Here is a 15,751-nt window from a genome sequence, read left to right on the forward strand (position 1 = left end):
TCACTGCAAAGAGGCACCTTGCATGAAGCTGTTACTCATTGACGATAATGAGCTTGATCGACAAGCGATTATTCGCACCTTTAAGAAAACAGAATGGGACATTACCATTGCCCAAGCCAGCTCGGCGTATGACGGACTGGCGCAGTTTGATAGCGACGACTTTGATGCAGTTCTGCTCGACTATCGCCTGCCCGATATTGATGGTATGGAGGTCTTGCAGCTACTCAATAAACACCCCCGCCATCACGCCGCCATTATCATACTCACTGGCGCCAATGCCGACGATAATCTTGAGCGCGAGTTTATCGCCGCGGGCGCGCAAGATGTTCTATTCAAATCAGAAGTCGCCCACAAACATTTAACTCGCGCCATTACTCACGCACAGGCGCGCCACTTGTTAGAGCGTCAACTACAAGAAAGCCATCAACGTCTGCGAGCACTGGCCGAAAACGATTCGCTGACCGGCTTGGCAAATCGCTATTATTTTGATGAAAGCTTGCGCTCCTCTATACAGCGGGCCAAACGCCACAACGAACAACTTGCGCTCTTGTTTCTGGATCTGGACAACTTCAAATTTATCAATGACGGACTAGGTCATGACACAGGAGACTTGGTACTAAAAGAGGTCGCCAATCGTTTATTACAAGTCGTGCGAGCAGGCGATATTGTCTGCCGTTTAGGTGGCGATGAATTTGCAATACTCGCGCACAACTTTGATTCCGAAGAAGCCATAAGCCAATTAGCCCAACGTATTCTTGCTGACCTGCGCCGCCCTATTATGATCGGCACCTACGAGAACTGTATTTCCAGCAGCATTGGCATCGCCACTTTTCCCGAGGCGGGCGATAACGCGAGCGATTTGCTTAAAGCCGCCGATATGGCGATGTATCGCGCCAAACAAGATGGACGTGATAATTTCCAATTTTTTTCATCGATTATGCAAGCGCAAATGCAAGAGCGCTTACGTTTGGAAAAAGAATTGCGCGCAATTATTCCCACCGATCATTTTATTTTGTTTTATCAACCGATTGTGGATGCGCAAACATTTGAAATTTGCGGTGCAGAAGGCTTAATACGCTGGGATCACCCTGAGCGCGGCATTTTGCCACCGAGCGAATTTATCGGCCTAGCCGAAGAAATTGGCTTAATCAGTGAGATTGATTCGCGCAGCCGTTTTAATGCCTGCCAACAATTAGCGGACTGGCGCGCACAAAATTTAGTGAATGACGACTTCAATATGAAGTTCAACGTCTGTGCACAACTACTTACCGATGATGATTTATATCAAGGCATTATTGATGATCTGGAGCGCACCGGTCTGCCCGGTCGCTGTGTCAGCTTGGAAATCACCGAATCGATACTGATTGAAAACCTGCAAAATACAGCGCACAGCTTAAAAAAAATCCGTGATTACGGTGTCGATATTGCTGTGGATGATTTTGGTACCGGTTATTCATCCATGTCCTACCTAAAAGAACTACCCGCACGTACCCTGAAAATTGATCGCAAATTTGTTATGGGCGTGCCTGACAACGCTGCCGACTGCCGCATTCTGCGTGCAATGATTGTGTTTGCCAAAAGCCTGGATTTAATTGTCGTAGTTGAAGGTGTAGAGACTCGCGAACAGGCGCGCATCTGCCGCGATTACGGAGCCGACTTATTGCAAGGCTATCTTTTCTCCAAACCGATCTCACCATCGGCCTTTGAACAACTTCTACGCACCCACAACGCGCAGGAGTGGAGCAACCATTTATCCACACGGGGAGTTATGACAGGTTAAGCGTTCTATTTAGGTACGCCTCGCAGTATCAGCGATCAAGAAACACCCAGATAGCCAATGCCAATATGGCGCATTGAGTCAGACAATTTTGCACGGCTATTGTGATTGACCTATCATGCCCCCACATTGCGTAACACCCCCATCTTTTAGCAAGATCAAGGACTTCCTATGAGTGACGTACAACATCATCGCCTGATTATTCTCGGTTCAGGCCCTGCAGGTTATACCGCAGCGATTTATGCCGCGCGCGCTAACCTCAAACCCGTTGTGATTACCGGTATGCAACAAGGTGGTCAATTGACCACTACCACTGAAGTAGAAAACTGGCCCGGCGGTGTGCACGACTTGCAAGGTCCAGATTTGATGGTGCAAATGCAAGAGCACGCCGAACGCTTTGACACTCAAATTATTTTTGACCACATTCATGAAACCGTGTTGACCGAGCGCCCGTTTAAGCTGATCGGCTCCAATACTTATACCTGTGATGCGCTGATTATCTCTACCGGTGCCTCAGCTCAGTATTTGGGGCTGCCGTCAGAAGAAGCCTTTATGGGCAAAGGCGTGAGCGCCTGTGCTACCTGTGACGGTTTCTTTTATCGCGATCAAAAAGTCGCGGTAGTCGGCGGCGGCAATACTGCCGTCGAAGAAGCACTGTATTTGTCCAACATCGCCAGCGAAGTTACATTGATCCACCGTCGCGACAAACTTAAGTCAGAGAAAATTCTGCAAGATAAGCTGATGGCCAAAGTCGCCAACGGCAATATCAAAGTAATTTGGAACCACCAGCTGGATGAAGTACTGGGCAATGACTCAGGTGTAACCGGCTTGCGCTTAAAAAGCACCCAAGATGGCGCCACCCAGGAAATTGATGTTGCCGGTGTGTTTATCGCGATTGGTCACAAACCCAACACCGATATCTTTGAAGGCCAACTGACCATGAAAGATGGCTATATCAAAGTAAAAAGCGGCTTGGAAGGCAATGCCACCCAAACCAGTATTGAGGGCGTGTTTGCTGCAGGCGATGTAGCGGACCACATCTATCGTCAGGCGATCACCTCTTCTGGTTCTGGCTGTATGGCAGCACTGGATGCCGAAAAGTATTTGGATGACATCTAAAATCCAGCCTTGTTGGCACCAAAACACCAAAGGGAAGGCTCTTTAGCCTTCCCTTTTTTATTGCCACTTATAAATATTGGTATTACAAAGTTATCATAAATTAAACATATTTATCCTTTAACTGCTTGCTCATCCTTCAGATAGGTAAGGCAAAAAACAAGAATAGACCATCTATTTTTAGACTTATTAGTTATAAATAATCCAAGTTATCGGCCATTTTTCAGCCCCCATTTGACTCAACACCCCTAATTAGTCGCCAATATGGTCGATTTTCGCCCTAACACCGCCCACGCAAGTACAAAACAACCACAAATTGGTAATACCAATTGGTTGACCTCATAAGCCATGATACCTATACTAAAAAACGATGATAACCATAAAGCGGAGGCAACATCATGTCGATAGAGCAAACGAAGCAGCGCAAATCATCAACGATAGCGCAGCAATTATCATTCACACAGCGACCTTTGACCCGCTGGATTGCAGTGCTATCAGTCGCTGGTATTACCAGCCCTCTGATGAGCGGAGCAGCACTTGCTCAACAACAAAAACCGGCAGCAGGTGCGGTCGAGGAAGTCATAGTGACCGGCACCCGCAAATTGGTTCAGGACCAAATTGCGATCAAACGTGACGCTACTACGATTGTGGATGGCTTGTCTGCATCTGATATTGGCGAGATGCCTGCACTCTCCATTGGTGAAGCACTGGAAGCCATTACTGGCGCCGCATCGCACCGTGAAAATGGCGGCGCTACCGAGATCACTATTCGCGGCTTGGGCCCATTCCTGAGCGCAACTCACTTTAATGGCCGCGAAGCGACCAACGGCAGCGGCGACCGCTCAGTTAACTTTTCACAATTCCCGTCCGAGCTGATGAGTAAAGTGGCGATCGCTAAAACTCAGGACGCGTCAATGATTGAAGGTGGCGTGGCCGGTGTCATTATGCTGGAAACACTGAAGCCGCTGACCTATGGCAAACAGCGTATCCAAATAGATGCAAAAGCCAACTACAACCCGGATCAGCAAAACGTCGATAACAGTTTACAAAGTGATTTGGGGTATCGCGGCACATTCAGTTATGTGGATCAATTTGAACTGGGCAATGGCCAAGCATTGGGTATATCACTCGGCATGCAGCGCCAAAACATATCGCAGCCAGAAGCAGAATATCGCAGCTCAAGCCCTACTGGCTCTTCCCTTTGGGCCTGTTTAAATGACCCCACTAACACCAATGAAGGCTTTTTCCGCGGTTCGTCTGGCGATTGTGAAGACAGACGCTCAGGCGGCAGCAATCAGGGCTACGATACTGAAATTGACCCAACTACCGGCAAAGCGATTAGCGATGGAACTCCCTATGCCTGGACCGGTAGTTCACGCAGCTTCCGCCAAAATGAAACCTCGGATGAGCGCGACTCAATCTTTTTCGCCTTGCAATATCAGCCGTCTGAGGATTGGGACATCAACCTAGATACACAGATTTCTGATCGCACTCAGGCTGAAGATCGCCATGATCTTATCTTCGAGCAAAAGCGTGTCACCCCGGGCGTAACTGGCGAAACTCTGGTAACCAATGGCAATGGCGGCATTCTGCACTGGGAGGGTGTACCCCGTATCGAAGCTGACGGTGAGAAATTTTCACGCGAAGAAAACTACAAAGCCTATGGCTTGAGTGTTGCTCATCAGGTCAATGACCAGTTGAAAATAGATGTGGATGCCTCTTATTCGCAGACTTTGCGCGAAGAATTGCAAATCACTAACCGCGCTCAGGGCGATCGCATTCCACTTACTTGGACTATGGGAAGCACCATTCCCACTATCACAGTGGAAAATCAGGACCTCACCGATCACAGCTGGTTTGACGGCGGTTACCGCACCCGAATTGACCGCGAAAACGTGCGCGAAAACGAAATCAAAGGCCTGCGTGTAGACTTTGATTATGAAACCGATGGCGGGTTTATTACCGGTGTTAAAGGCGGTTTGCGCGGTTCAGAATTGAGCTTTGTACAATTCGGCGGCAGCCAAGGTAATGGCTCTCGCACCGAATACACCTCGAGCAACAGCGCAGTAGTAGATGCAATCATCGACAATTGTGCCATTGCTTTCCCCGAAAGCGGCTTCTTGTCTTCCGTGCGTGATGGCAACTTGATCACCAATCTGGACAGTGACGGCAATGTCATTGCAGAGGGGACTGGCAACTCATTTACCGCCTTCAGAAACCAATGTTTTTCCAGCGCTTTGGTTGAGGCAAATGGTGATGCTTTCGCCTATCCAGACGTGGAGCTGGTCAACCCTGGTTCAACCAACGTCACTGAAACCACTTACGCCGCCTACCTGATGGCCGACTATGAAACCCAATTTATGCAGCGGGGCTTGCGCGGTAACTTTGGTGTGCGTGTGGTAGATACCGATGTCAGCTCCATTGGCTATCGCGATCGCTATCAAGTAGCGACCGACCCGGTCACCGGTGTTGTCAGTATCGACACCATTGATGGCGATATTGAATCGGTAAAAGGTGGTGGCAGTTATACCGAGTTATTGCCCAGCATTAATGTCGTGTGGGATTACGACGACGACAAAATCATTCGCGGTGGCATTTACCGTGGCATGTCGCGCATAAATCCATCTGACATGGGTTACTCGCGCACCTTTACCACTGATGATGACGCCGATCCCACTACGCTGGACGATCTGCTCGTTGGTGCCAATGGTTCAGGCAATCCTGATGCGCAGCCACTCATGTCGTGGAACGCTGATGTGTCGTGGGAATGGTACCCCAATGATGACGCCATTTTTGCGGCGGGTCTTTATTACAAGAAATTCCAAGGTGGTTTTGAACAGCGCACCGTTATGGAAAATTTCGTCATTGATGGCCAAAACGTTAGCTTGCCGATCACCAATGCAGTGACCACGGACAAATCCAGCAATCTCTATGGCCTTGAGGCATCTGTGGCTTACCGCTTTGATTCCGGTATAGGGGTAAAACTTGGCTACAACTGGGCCGATACTGACTTTGAGTTTGAAGACAGTAACTATGGCGATACTTATGTAACAGGTTTGGACGGCACTACAACCCAGCTTACCGCCGGAATAGTTCCACCCGCATCGGTTCCCGGTTTTTCCGAGCATGTATTCAACGGTCAGGTCTACTATCAAATCGGTGAATTTGACGCCGCGATCATCTACAAATATCGCAGCGGCTACTTCCAACCTTACACCAGTAACGGCACTCGCCTGCGCTATGTCGGTGATGTAGGGACTTGGGAGGCGCGAGCGTCGTACAACATTACCGATAACGTCAAAGTCAAACTGGAAGCAATTAACCTGTTTAGCGCACCTAAAGAGCAATACTTTTACGCGGAAGATAATTTAGGTGAAGTGAATGATTACGGTCCACGCATCTTTGCTGGGGTCACCGTAAAGTTCTAATGTTTGATAAGCGCCAAAATAAAAACGCCTGACCAACATTGGTCAGGCGTTTTTGTTTTCTAGCGGGTTAAGGCCTGGCGGAGAGTTTATCCAATTCTGTACGCAAATGACGCAACCATTGGTTAAATGCAAGGCGTACCTGAATGTTATTGGTGACACGATTATTCTCTTCCCATATGCGCCCCAAATCGCGCTGGTCGGTAATAATGGCCAAGGGCTTACCGGATACAGAATCGTAGAGCGAAATTTCCAGCGTCATAGTGCCCATACCTTCGCTATACACTTTCACATGAGTTGGGCGCCCTTTCATATCATCTTTACTGGCAAGCGGTGCTATTTCCAATACTTTGGCCGACACGGTCATCACATCGGCTCCCGCTTTCATCGCCGTTGAATAGGTGCCATCGGCAATTAAATTATTCATCAAGGCTTCGGTGTAACGCTCTTGATAATAGCGACGATCGCTATCGTTCAACTCCCAGGGCGTATCGTCGATCAAGTTAGTGGATGAAGGCTTACGGATTTTCACATCGCTCAAATCCAACTGTTCAACCAACAGTTTTTTGTACTGCGCAAACTCTGCGCCTTTAGCGATAAAAGTACCGTCAAAACGGGTTTTTTCCACCACCGTTAAACCGGCCTTGTCCGCTTTTAACTGCGCTTCTTTTTCGTGCGGTTTAGTGAATGAACAACCCGCCACGATACTGGCGGCCAACACAACTAGTGCAAGATTTTTCATGGTTTTCATAAGTTACCTACCTGTATCTCTGTGAGAGCGTTTGGCAGCCGGTGCTGCAGTGTACTTATAAGACGTTATTCGTAAATCAGGGTTCAGTGGATGCTCATCCAACATGGCGCCTGACAGATTACAACAAAACGGCACCAGAGTCGTAAGCTATTGAAGCATAGATATAAATCCTGAGATGTAATGCTTGTAAGGGAGTTTGTAATATTTTGTAGCCCTACTTCGTTAAGTAGACAGCTGACAAAAATCCGCATAAAAAAACAAATCCTAAAAAGCACAAAGGAGACCGAAGCCTCCTTTGTTGTTTTACTGCATCTAAATATCGCGAGAATTAATTAACCCACAAACACCCGTGCATTGCGGAACAAACGCAACCAGGCGCCATCATCTTTCCAGTCATCCGGTTTCCATGAATTGCTCACCGAGCGGAATACCCGCTCAGGGTGCGGCATCATGATGGTGACACGGCCATCTTTACTGCTAACACTGGTGATACCCAAGGGTGAACCATTGGGGTTGGCAGGATAGGTTTCAGTTGCGTTGATAGTGTTGTCGATAAAACGCAGCGCCACTGTACCGCTTTCGTTACAGGTTTTTAATGCATCGGCATTGGCAAATTCGGCGTAACCTTCACCGTGGGCGACGGCCACCGGCATATGTGAACCAGCCATGCCTTTGAACAATACCGATGAAGATTCCTGCACTTGAACCAAGCTGAAACGCGCTTCAAATTGCTCCGACAAGTTGCGCACAAAACGCGGCCAATGATCTGCACCGGGAATGATATTTTTCAGGTTCGCCATCATCTGGCAACCGTTACACACGCCCAAACTGAAAGTGTCATCGCGGTGGAAGAAACGCTCGAACTCATCGCGCACTTTGTTATTGAACAAAATGGTTTTTGACCAGCCTTCACCTGCGCCGAGCACATCGCCGTAAGAGAAACCACCGCAAGCCACCAAGCCTTTGAAAGTTTCCAGCGATACACGGCCAGAGAGCAAATCGCTCATGTGTACATCAACTGCGTTGAAACCGGCGCGATCAAATGCGGCGGCCATTTCGATGTGGCCGTTAACACCCTGCTCACGCAATACGGCGATGGATGGACGCACACCAGTATTGATGAAGGGCGCAGCAACGTTTTCGTTGATGTCGTAACTAAGTTTGACACTCAAACCCGGATCATTTTTTACGATGCCATCGAATTCAGATTTGGCGCAGGCCGGGTTATCGCGCAAGGCTTGCATGCGATAGCTGGTTTCTGCCCAGAGTGATTGCAATTGCGCACGGGCTTGGTTGAACAGCTCATTTGCACCTTGTTTAATCACCAAGGTATCGTTTGTATTCAAGCTGCCAATCGCTTTCACGCTCACACCTGCCGCCGCAAAACGTGCTTGCACTGCTGCAGAATTGGCGCGGGTGACTTGCACTACTGCACCGGCTTCTTCGTTGAACAGCACAGCCAGCGCATCTGCACCCAAACCGTCCAAATCAACGCTGACACCGGTGTGACCGGCAAAGGCCATTTCAGCGAGCGTGGTAAACAAACCGCCGTCGCTGCGGTCGTGGTAGGCGAGCAATTCATTAGCGGCAAGGCTCGCTTGCATCGCATTAAAGAAACCTTTGAGTTGTGCGCCGGAATCCAAATCAGCGGGAACATCGCCCAACTGGTTGTAAACCTGCGCCAAAATCGAACCACCCAAACGGTTTTTGCCGTTGCCCAAATCGAGCAGCAACAATTCGGTATCGCCCTTGTCGGTGCGCAGTTGTGGGGTCAGGGTTTGGCGAACATCGACTACCGGTGCAAACGCCGAAATAATCAGCGAGAGCGGCGCGGTCACGGCTTTATCTTCATTGCCGTCTTTCCATGCGGTGCGCATGGACATTGAGTCTTTACCAACTGGAATAGTAATGCCGAGTTCAGGGCAAAGCTCCATACCGACTGCTTGCACGGTGCGATAGAGTTTTTCGTCTTCGCCTTTGTGGCCAGCAGCGCACATCCAGTTGGCCGAGAGTTTTACATCGGACAGCTTTTCGATGCGTGTTGCAGCGATATTGGTAATCGCCTCAGCAATTGCCATACGGCCAGACGCAGGAGCATCGAGCAGCGCCAGCGGGGTGCGCTCGCCGATACTCATGGCTTCGCCTTTGATGCTGTCGTAACTCACCGTGGTAACGGCAACGTCAGCAACGGGAACTTGCCATGGACCGACCATTTGATCGCGCGCCACCATACCGGTGACCGAGCGGTCGCCAATGGTGATAAGGAAGTTTTTACTCGCCACGGCAGGATGCTTAAGTACCCGCTCCGCCGCTTCTTTTAATGCAATGCCATCCGTTGCAAACGCCTGTGTGACGGCTTGGTGTTTGTCGGCAGCGCGATGCATTTTTGGCGCTTTGCCAAACAATACCGACATAGGCAGATCGACCGGTTTAGCGTCGAAGTGTTTGTCGTTAACTAGCAGATGTTTCTCGTCAGTCGCCTCGCCCACTACTGCATAAGCTGCGCGCTCGCGCTGGCAGATAGCTTCAAAACGCGGCAGATCCGCCGGTTTGATCGCCAAGACATAACGCTCTTGCGACTCATTACACCAAATCGCCAATGGGCTCATACTCGGCTCATCGTTGGGCACATTGCGCAGTTCAAACTTGCCGCCGGTGCCGCCATCTTTCACCAACTCAGGGAAGGCGTTGGATAAACCGCCCGCGCCCACATCGTGAATAAAGGCGATCGGGTTTTTATCGTCCAACTGCCAGCAGGCGTCGATCACTTCCTGACAACGGCGCTCCATTTCCGGGTTTTGGCGCTGTACCGAGGCGAAATCCAGATCTTCTGACGATGAGCCAGACGCCATAGAAGATGCTGCACCACCGCCCAAACCAATCAACATGGCTGGGCCGCCGAGCACGACTAATTTGGAACCGGCCGCAAAGGGCGGTTTTTCGATGTGTTCGGCTTTGATGTTGCCGTAACCACCGGCGAGCATAATCGGCTTGTGGTAGCCGCGACGCTCGCCGTCAAAGTTCTCTTCAAAGGTACGGAAGTAGCCGCAGATGTTAGGGCGACCGAATTCGTTGTTGAATGCAGCACCACCTATAGGACCATCAAGCATGATGTCGAGCGCCGTTACGATGCGGCCGGGTTTACCGTAGTTCTGTTCCCACGGCTGGACAAATTCGGGGATTTGCAGGTTGGATACGGTGAATCCATTCAAACCCACTTTGGGTTTGGAGCCACGGCCGACCGCACCTTCATCGCGAATTTCACCACCGGCACCAGTACCGGCGCCGGAGAATGGGGAGATCGCGGTCGGGTGGTTGTGGGTCTCAACCTTCATTAATAAATGAATCGGTTGCTGGGTGTATTCGTAGGCTTTGGTATCCGGATTGGGATAAAAGCGCCCTGCTTCGTGACCGACCACCACTGCGGCGTTATCGGCATAGGCCGAAAGCACATCCTCACCGCCGACTTCGTTGGTGTTTTTAATCATTTTGAACAGGCTGCGCTCCTGCTCAACACCGTCGATAGTCCAGGAGGCATTGAAGATTTTGTGGCGGCAGTGTTCAGAGTTGGCTTGGGCAAACATCATCAATTCAACATCGATGGGATTGCGACCGAGGGTTTTAAACGCATCAACTAAGTAGTCGATTTCATCATCCGCCAAGGCCAACCCGAGGGATTTGTTGGCGGCAACCAACGCATCGCGGCCACCGCCAAGGATATCAACCGAGGTCTGCGGCGCTGGTGATTGGGATACAAACAATTGTTCAGCGGCTTCGAGGCGATCAAATACAGTTTCCACCATCCGATCATGCAACAGCGCCGCGATAACAGCGCGATCGGCTGCGCTTACAGCACCTGTCACATAGTAGGCTATGCCGCGCTCGATCCGGCGCACTGACTCAAGGCCGGTGTTTTTGGCGATATCAGTCGCTTTGGATGCCCAAGGGGAGATAGTTCCCAAGCGTGGCACTACCAAAAAGAGCTCGCCCTCATGACTTACTTGGCTTTCAACCTTAGGCCCATAAGTCAGCAGTTGTTGCAGCACGGATTGCTGTTCAGCACTCAAGGGCGCAGCAACATTGGCGAAATGCACAAACTCGGAACTCACACCGGTCACAGCGGGAACACGCTGTTGCAGGTTGGCCAAAAGTTTTTGCGTACGGAAACTGGAAAGAGCGGGAGCGCCACGCAGAATCAGCATAGTGGGAAGAGCCTCAGCATCGGGGGGATATGAAAAAGGCCGCCATTGTACTGGATTTTCCAGCAGATCAGGCAGGTTTTTATCCGCGCACGCCGCAACAACTAACCCTTAGGCTTAAGCGGCTATACAGCCCTTCCATAAATGATGTTCATTTAATTGTGAGGGTTGCTGCATTAGCTTTTACAGCAGCAATACCCTTGTCTCTCTCAATACTTGAGGTATACATCTGGCTGGTACCAATAATCTTGCCGCTGGCTCCTTTAAGGTTGAAGTAGAATTTACCATTGATCGCTTCTTTGCGGTCATAGCGCTCATCCACTGGGCTGTTTTTTTGCGCTAAAGCAATCTCCGCCTCTGCCGCCACCCTAGACTCGTGGAATTCACCAATCAAAATCACCTCACCATTGCCAACTTTGAGTACAAAGTAAAATTGCCCTTTGTCATTTCTCCTGAGTTCGTACCAACCTAAAACCCTAAGCACATCTCTTTTAAAACTGGACAATCTATCTTGCCCAGAAACCAGAACATCTTCGGAGTCTTGTGCTTCCACTAATTTTTCAAACAGAAATTTACTGCTGGGCAATAACCCCAAACGAAGCCCAAAGGGTTTGAATACCGAATTAATAACGGCAATCGATTGGCTGCCGGTATCATTTTCTATATCGGACAGGGTGCGCCTGCTAACGCCTACCAGTGCGGCGTATTGATCCTGGCTCATCCCTAAAACCTCTTTGCGTAATTGCCGTAAAACCTTGCCCTCACTTAGCTCGCCATCCAAAATTTTCTGCAAGCTGGTAACTAGCAATGCTTCGCGCTCTTGTGGTGTTAGTAATTTCATCATCTCGCCGCTACAAAAAGTTAGTTCAATAGCTCCCAGGCTTTTAATTTTTCATCCAAAAAATCAAAACCTATCGCTGGCAGTTGCAGTAATCGTGTGGATACACCGCGCTCGGCAAGCCGCTCAGGCAGACCTTTGAGTTTTTTGGCCAGCGCCATCAGTTCTTCAATAATAGCTTCCGGCGGTGCAACATCAGCCAATGCATGGGCAATCTTAATCCAATCAAAACGCCCGCCCTCTTCATAGGGTGAACCCCAGGTAGTGCTGCGAGTTATGCCTTCAGGGTCTGCTTTCATGGGTGCAAAATCATAAACTGGTGCCAAGGTAATACCTTGCGGGCGCTTGATCAGGGAGGTATTGCGCCCATGGTTATCGGAATTGCCGAAGACGACATTTAAAAAATCGCGTTTTACCCATTCGACCACAAATGCTTGTTGATCAAATGGTTCACCTAACTCTGTTACGCGATATTGCGCACGTAAAACTCGCAAGGTATCGCGCAGGGCAGTGAAATGATTGAGATAAGCACTAGGGGCTTTGCCAAGCACAGCGTAGAGTGATTCCAAACCGTAGCGCTGCTGCTGGCCACTGATAAAATCCACATCAAAACGCGGCAACCAAAGTGAAGGATAGCGCTCGCCCTCCAAGAGCCGCATATGCTGCGTATTAATAGTTTCAATGCCTAGAGCATTCAGTTCTTGATAGTAGTGAAATTCGGCGCGCAAAATATCGCAGTCATCCTGAGTACGATTGCCACGCGGGAATTTCACTAAATAATGCTGATCGCTGTTGGCTAAATCGTCTTGATAGGTATCAATCCAAATTTCATCACGCGCCGAGCAACGCACCAATAATTTAGGCGCCTCCCCTCCGGCACCTGTGGCACCACCACTGGCTGCACCCATCGCTTGCGCATATTCGAGAAAGTCACTGTGGCGCTCAACAACATCTCTGAGCTGAAAGCGCATCTGTGTTAGTTGGCTGCCGTCGACTTTAACCGGCAGCGCTTCTTTAATACGCAAGTTGCCTACCGGCGCTATAGTGCCTCGGGCGAGCAACTGGTAATCCTGCTGCGCGGGCGACAAATGGCCAATATCCAAATAATTGACCCAGTAACGCCGACTGGCTCCGGCGGGCATGATGTCATCCAAAAAAGCAAACCAGGGTTTACTGCGGTAGATTTGCATGAGATCCACAGGCAAGCTCAAGCTGCAGGCACATCCATCATCCCGTCCTAGGTATTCAAGTGCGTAACGCTGGGGATGGTAGCTTAACTGTGCAAGCCCATAGCGCCCCGCCGCAGGATCGGCAATATCCAGCAGCGCGGCATCTTGCCACTTATCATGGTGAAATAATTGAAGAGTGAGAGTCATAGCTTCGTTTTTGAGAAAAATATTTCTCAAATATTAACATTCAATTGAAAAAAGAGAAATATTTTGCACATTATTATATTTAATTGGACACATTGAGCAAAATATCACTCAATATCTTTATGGCTACGCCTGCCCAATACATAAATCCTCCTGATATGAACGCCCCTACCTCCTACCGCCAGTCGGGTTATCGATCAAGTTTAATAAATAGGCATGACTGGCAATTGGATTTATTGGTGTAGATAAAACCAAACCGCATTGCAGCTTATAACTAAAAAATCTCAATTTTGGCGATTTTTTGTGCAATTTTTTAACAAAAACTTACTCCTTCTGATCCTTTTTTGATGTTCTCTGATACGCCAAAGGCGTCAAAAGTCACATTTTTTAGTATTTTTTTGACCGTTTGTCGGCTTTAGTCATACGGCTGAAAATCGGCAAAACCCTTGCAATTTGCGGGACCAAGGCAAAAAAGGTCAAATTTTCACCATTCCCCTAGCCCATATATGCTCAAAAAACAAGCTAGGCGGCCTCAAAAGCCACAGATAAAATGGCGGGGTATTTGCACGGGTCATTAATGGATTGGATTCGGCATGAATGCGCACACACGAAGAGAACAGCCTTTCGAGCGTTGCACTTCAGCAACCGGAGTAACCCCCTTATGGAAATTCGCAAACGATCAGCGTTAGTGATTAAGTCCATCCTAACGAGCTTTGTTATAGGTTCGTTATTTATTGCCAGCAGTGTATTGCTGGTACGTAGCACCCCTCCAACCCAGTTGGAGAAAGTACTTGAAGCAGGCGAATTGCGTGTTGTATCCACCAATGGCCCTACTACCTACTACGAAGGCTCCGATGGCCTGACGGGTTTTGAATATAGCCTTGTGAAAGGCTTTGCAGATTCGCTCGGCCTGAAATTAGTGATTGAAGATGAGCCGGACCTGAGCGAGATGCTTAACAGCGTTAGCGAGCAGAAGGTTCACTTTGCCGCAGCCAGTTTGACCGAACTGGAAAGCGGCAATACTCATGTCACTTTTGCTACCCCCTTTATGCAGGTTACCCAGCAGCTGATTTACAACAGCCGCCGCCCCCAACCTACCAGCATCAAAGACTTGCAAGGTAAAGAAGTACTGGTAATTGCCAACAGCTCCCATGCTGAGCGCCTCAAGGCACTGCAAAGCCAATTTCCCAAGCTGAATTGGCGAGCACTGGACAATGTTGAGATGATCGACCTACTGGATATGATCAATAAAGGCGAAGCCGATTATGCAGTGATTGACTCTAGCGCCTACGATCTCAATCGCTGGTCCTACCCTAAGGCGCAATTAGCGTTTGATGTAAGTGATCCGCAGCCATTGGCGTGGGCATTTCCCACCCAACAGGACACCACCTTATTTGATGCAGCACAGCAATACCTAAACAGCATCAAAGCCGATGGCAGCCTCGCCAAAGTGACCGAAGAATTCTTTGATCGCCACATTGAAGAAGTAACAACCGGCGAAGCAATGGCCTTCACCTATCGCCTTGAGCAGCGTTTACCGCAATGGATTGATGATATGCAAGCGGCCGCGGCCAAATACAATCTGGATTGGCAATTACTCGCCGCCATCAGCTATCAGGAATCTCACTGGAAAGCCGATGCCCGCTCTCATACCGGCGTGCGCGGTTTGATGATGCTCACCCGAAATACCGCCAAAGCCATGGGCATCAAAGATCGTGAAGATCCACAGCAAAGTATCCAAGGTGGCGCCAAGTACTTCAGTATTGTTATGAAGCGCCTCCCCAAACGTATTAAAGGTGAAGACAGACTAAACATGGCGTTGGCAGCGTACAACCAGGGTCTTGGTCATGTGGAAGATGCGCGCGTACTCACCGAGCGCATGGGCGGTGACCCCACTAAGTGGGATGATGTGCGCAAATACATGCCGCTACTCGCCAAACAACAGTATTACAGCCGTGCCAAACACGGTTATATGCGCGGTTGGGAGCCGGTCGGATTTGTGGATAACGTGCGCAACTACTACAAAATTATCGCCTGGCATCAACAGCAAAAAGAGTTCCGCCTCGCCACTACAAATAATGGCAACCGCCTGTCCGCCAATACCCGTCGGGATGATAGCGAAAAAAACAGCGCGGCTAGCGATACACTGGAAAGCACCAGCAATACAGTCTCCCTACTGTGATTCAAATAATCGTGTGGCTCGTATAAAAAGAGATAGATCTACGCTCACCTAAACTGCCGCACTTGCGGCAGTTTTTGTTTGGCACTCAGA

Annotated in this window: 8 protein-coding genes and 1 pseudogene; 4 read left to right on the forward strand and 5 right to left on the reverse strand. The window is 49.4% G+C overall.

Annotation, left to right across the window (positions count from 1 at the left end; translation table 11 throughout):
* Positions 1–22: 22 nt before the first annotated feature.
* From AWU77_RS20875 to AWU77_RS04460, 3 genes are all read left to right on the forward strand, one after another.
* Complete coding sequence (locus tag AWU77_RS20875) at positions 23–1,780, forward strand: bifunctional diguanylate cyclase/phosphodiesterase (protein WP_062059722.1); 1,758 nt, start codon at positions 23–25, stop codon at positions 1,778–1,780.
* Positions 1,781–1,948: 168 nt separating this feature from the next.
* Positions 1,949–2,896: a thioredoxin-disulfide reductase gene (gene trxB, locus AWU77_RS04455; protein WP_062059723.1), complete on the forward strand. Its 948-nt coding sequence runs from the start codon at positions 1,949–1,951 to the stop codon at positions 2,894–2,896.
* A gap of 395 nt (positions 2,897–3,291) precedes the next feature.
* Complete coding sequence (locus AWU77_RS04460) at positions 3,292–6,321, forward strand: TonB-dependent receptor (protein WP_062059725.1); 3,030 nt, start codon at positions 3,292–3,294, stop codon at positions 6,319–6,321.
* A 67-nt stretch (positions 6,322–6,388) separates the two neighbouring features.
* Here the strand turns inward: AWU77_RS04460 and AWU77_RS04465 are convergent, their stop codons facing one another.
* From AWU77_RS04465 to AWU77_RS04480, 5 genes and pseudogenes are all read right to left on the reverse strand, one after another.
* On the reverse strand, positions 6,389–7,069 hold the full coding sequence (locus tag AWU77_RS04465) for a DUF3313 family protein (protein ID WP_062059727.1): 681 nt from the start codon (positions 7,067–7,069) through the stop codon (positions 6,389–6,391).
* A 332-nt stretch (positions 7,070–7,401) separates the two neighbouring features.
* The gene (gene purL, locus AWU77_RS04470) at positions 7,402–11,271 is read right to left on the reverse strand and encodes a phosphoribosylformylglycinamidine synthase (RefSeq protein ID WP_062059729.1); all 3,870 of its coding nucleotides are present in this window, start codon (positions 11,269–11,271) and stop codon (positions 7,402–7,404) included.
* Between the two features lie 148 nt (positions 11,272–11,419).
* Entirely contained in the window at positions 11,420–11,752 is a 333-nt protein-coding gene (locus AWU77_RS20925; RefSeq protein WP_062059752.1) for a YegP family protein, read from the reverse strand.
* A 120-nt stretch (positions 11,753–11,872) separates the two neighbouring features.
* Positions 11,873–12,112 (reverse strand): annotated as a pseudogene (locus AWU77_RS20930) (helix-turn-helix transcriptional regulator); the annotation flags it as partial.
* Positions 12,113–12,129: 17 nt separating this feature from the next.
* Positions 12,130–13,482, reverse strand: coding sequence for a type II toxin-antitoxin system HipA family toxin (locus tag AWU77_RS04480; RefSeq protein WP_062059731.1), 1,353 nt, complete (start codon positions 13,480–13,482; stop codon positions 12,130–12,132).
* A 658-nt stretch (positions 13,483–14,140) separates the two neighbouring features.
* Between AWU77_RS04480 and mltF the strand changes: the two genes are divergently transcribed.
* Entirely contained in the window at positions 14,141–15,661 is a 1,521-nt protein-coding gene (gene mltF, locus AWU77_RS04485; RefSeq protein ID WP_062059733.1) for a membrane-bound lytic murein transglycosylase MltF, read from the forward strand.
* The last annotated feature ends 90 nt before the right edge of the window (positions 15,662–15,751 follow it).

The sequence above is a fragment of the Cellvibrio sp. OA-2007 genome (assembly GCF_000953825.1).
GTDB lineage: Bacteria > Pseudomonadota > Gammaproteobacteria > Pseudomonadales > Cellvibrionaceae > Cellvibrio.

Excerpts from the sequence above, each read along its gene's own strand:
- AWU77_RS20875 (WP_062059722.1), top strand. The coding sequence starts at position 23 with ATGAAGCTGTTACTCATTGACGATAATGAGCTTGATCGACAAGCGATT.
- trxB (WP_062059723.1), top strand. The coding sequence starts at position 1,949 with ATGAGTGACGTACAACATCATCGCCTGATTATTCTCGGTTCAGGCCCT.
- AWU77_RS04460 (WP_062059725.1), top strand. The coding sequence starts at position 3,292 with ATGTCGATAGAGCAAACGAAGCAGCGCAAATCATCAACGATAGCGCAG.
- AWU77_RS04465 (WP_062059727.1), bottom strand. The coding sequence starts at position 7,069 with ATGAAAACCATGAAAAATCTTGCACTAGTTGTGTTGGCCGCCAGTATC.
- purL (WP_062059729.1), bottom strand. The coding sequence starts at position 11,271 with ATGCTGATTCTGCGTGGCGCTCCCGCTCTTTCCAGTTTCCGTACGCAA.
- AWU77_RS04480 (WP_062059731.1), bottom strand. The coding sequence starts at position 13,482 with ATGACTCTCACTCTTCAATTATTTCACCATGATAAGTGGCAAGATGCC.
- mltF (WP_062059733.1), top strand. The coding sequence starts at position 14,141 with ATGGAAATTCGCAAACGATCAGCGTTAGTGATTAAGTCCATCCTAACG.